Genomic DNA, 2,394 nt, shown 5'->3' with positions numbered 1-2,394 from the left:
TTTCTGGGGGAAAATATCACAGGCGGTGCAAGAAATGGTCCATCTCTCAGGAGAAGAAGCTCCTCATCCTTTTCTTTCTTCTCTCTATGAGGAGCGCTACCAGACTTTCCTGGCTGAGTGCAAAAAGCGGGGCTATGTCTAAAAAAGGGCTATTTCTCCCTTTTTATCAAGATCCAGAAGATTAAAGATATAAAAGGCAAAAACCACTGAGAAAAAAACCTTCATCAGCACTTGCAATTGATACCGGGGACTATGAGCAATGGTGCCACAGAGAAAATGAGGAGGGAGAGACATTACCATGGATTTTGCGTCTCAATATAAATTTTATGGAAAATCCATTCACTTTCACAAGAAAAAAGGATTTAACCCGAAGTTCAACCCGATATTGGCAAACAAGTCCTTGTTGAGGGATTTTAAATAAAAAGTCTACCCTACATCAGGGATTTCTACATTTTTAATTTGGAAAGCTTTAAATATCTCTTTATGTTCCTCCTGCATAGTAGTCAGAGAATACTTCTTTTGACCATCAGGTAAATGGATCTCAATCAAAGCAATTTGGCTTAGTTCTCTTAAAATTTTAGGAGCAGATTTATTAAGTTTCTTCTGATGAGCAATATGCTCAATTACCTTAGTAATAAAGTAGGCCAGAACACATAAGTATACATGCCCTTCCACCCGGACTGGTTTGTAGTGATTAATAGGTCTGATATCTAATTCATTTTTGATCACCTTGAAAGCTCTCTCTACCTGGCTTAAGTTTTTGTAAACCTGGATCAGTTTCTCATCCTCATAACTTTGCTCATTAGAGCAAATCATAAAAGTACCATCTAATTTTTCATCTTCCTCAATCTGGGCAGTTTTGAGCTGATATTGAATCTCAAATCCCAGAGGGTTTTTAGAACTATTCACTGTTACTACTCGGAAATACTTCCGGGCAAAATTCTCCTTGAGGATCATCCCCACTCTTTTCATAGCTTCATCTCTACTGGTAATAGTTTTGTTCTTTCCTAAACTGTTATTCAACCTCTCCAGTTGTTCCTGGATACTTTGTAAACAAAACTGACGATACTCTCTATCTTCTTCTCTCTTTTGGGTATTGAGACATAGAAGAAGCCTTTGGTTCTCTCCTCCGGGGATGAACTGAGCATAGAGGTCAGTGGTAATTTTTCTCATAGATTTAAGGTTAATATCTCTATCTTTTAAGTATTTCTTACTCTGGATACGAGGAAGAGCCATAACATATTTATGTCCCAGCTCTTCAATGGTGGCCACATTATTAGCAGTTAACATTCCCCGATCTCCTACCAAGACGATCTCTTGGAAGGGAAACTCTTCTTGGAGTTCAGATATCATTTCTGTAACAGTAGTTTTATCTACTCGATTTCCAGGATAAACTTTACACTTGAGAGGAAAACCAGAGGCAGTGGTAACCAGCCCTATAACTATCTGTTTTCTATCTTTACGTTTATCTCGGGAATAGCCATATTCTGCTATGATACATTTACGACCTTCAAAATAACTGCTGGTTAAGTCATAATATAGCTCTTTACTATCTTCCTTAAACTGTTCAATAGCCATATGATATAAATATTCTTCTACGTGCTTTAAGTTAGCTTGTAGTACTTCTAAGCTCCGGTATAAACTCTGGAGATCCAGTTCTCCAGGAGCTAAAAAATGTTTAAGAGGGGTTAGTGGTAACCATTCTAAGAGAGCTAATTTACTATCTGGTTGCAGTAGTCTTTGGAAGAGCATAGCTTTTATCCCCTTCAAGGCAGTAGAAACTGTTATATGAGGATCAGGGGAAACAAAGTTATATTGGAAGTAATCAAACATCCCCAATTGCTTTAGACAATACTCAATTAAGAAGAAGTTCCCATAAGGAACAGCAGAAAGATATTTCACTTTATTTAAGTTGGTAAAAGAATCAAAATCTGGGGAAAAAGTAATCTTAAGTCTTCTGGCTGTCTCTGGGTCTACCCTACCAAAATAGGCTATTCTTCGGTGCTTTACTTTCCCATCTTCTCGATAAGACTCTACTAATTCAGCATAATAATAAGTTTTGTTACCTTTCTTCCGGGGGGTTACTTTAACAAACATTGACTTCCCTCCTCTTTAGTCTATACTACTATATTAAACCATAGTAGCATATAAATCAACTATTATATAAAATAATTATAGAGGAAAGTCTATACTACTTATTGGAGAGAAATCAGCTAAAATAGGACATTATAGCTATTTTAGGTTGAACTTCGGTTTAAATGATTGCGAAAGGTAGATTTGTACACAGATTCTTCTTTTCCGAAGATTAGGAAAAAATCCCTTTTTAGGGTAAAATAGTGGAAGGAAGAAATTAGCTGAGGGGCGGAAGCGGATTTCTCTTTCTATGTATGAACT

1 protein-coding gene is annotated in these 2,394 nt (G+C 36.8%); it reads right to left on the bottom strand.

Annotation, left to right across the window (positions count from 1 at the left end):
- Positions 1-426 precede the first annotated feature (426 nt).
- A complete protein-coding gene (locus tag GXZ17_RS02495) occupies positions 427-2,097 on the bottom strand; it encodes an IS1634 family transposase (RefSeq protein ID WP_409375714.1) in 1,671 nt (556 codons plus the stop codon).
- Between the last annotated feature and the right edge of the window lie 297 nt (positions 2,098-2,394).

The sequence above is a fragment of the Candidatus Sordicultor fermentans genome (genome assembly GCF_012728195.1).
Lineage (GTDB): Bacteria > Atribacterota > Atribacteria > Atribacterales > Caldatribacteriaceae > Sordicultor > Sordicultor fermentans.
This window is presented reverse-complemented; position numbering and strand designations above follow the sequence as displayed.

Excerpts from the sequence above, each read along its gene's own strand:
- GXZ17_RS02495 (WP_409375714.1), bottom strand. The coding sequence starts at position 2,097 with ATGTTTGTTAAAGTAACCCCCCGGAAGAAAGGTAACAAAACTTATTAT.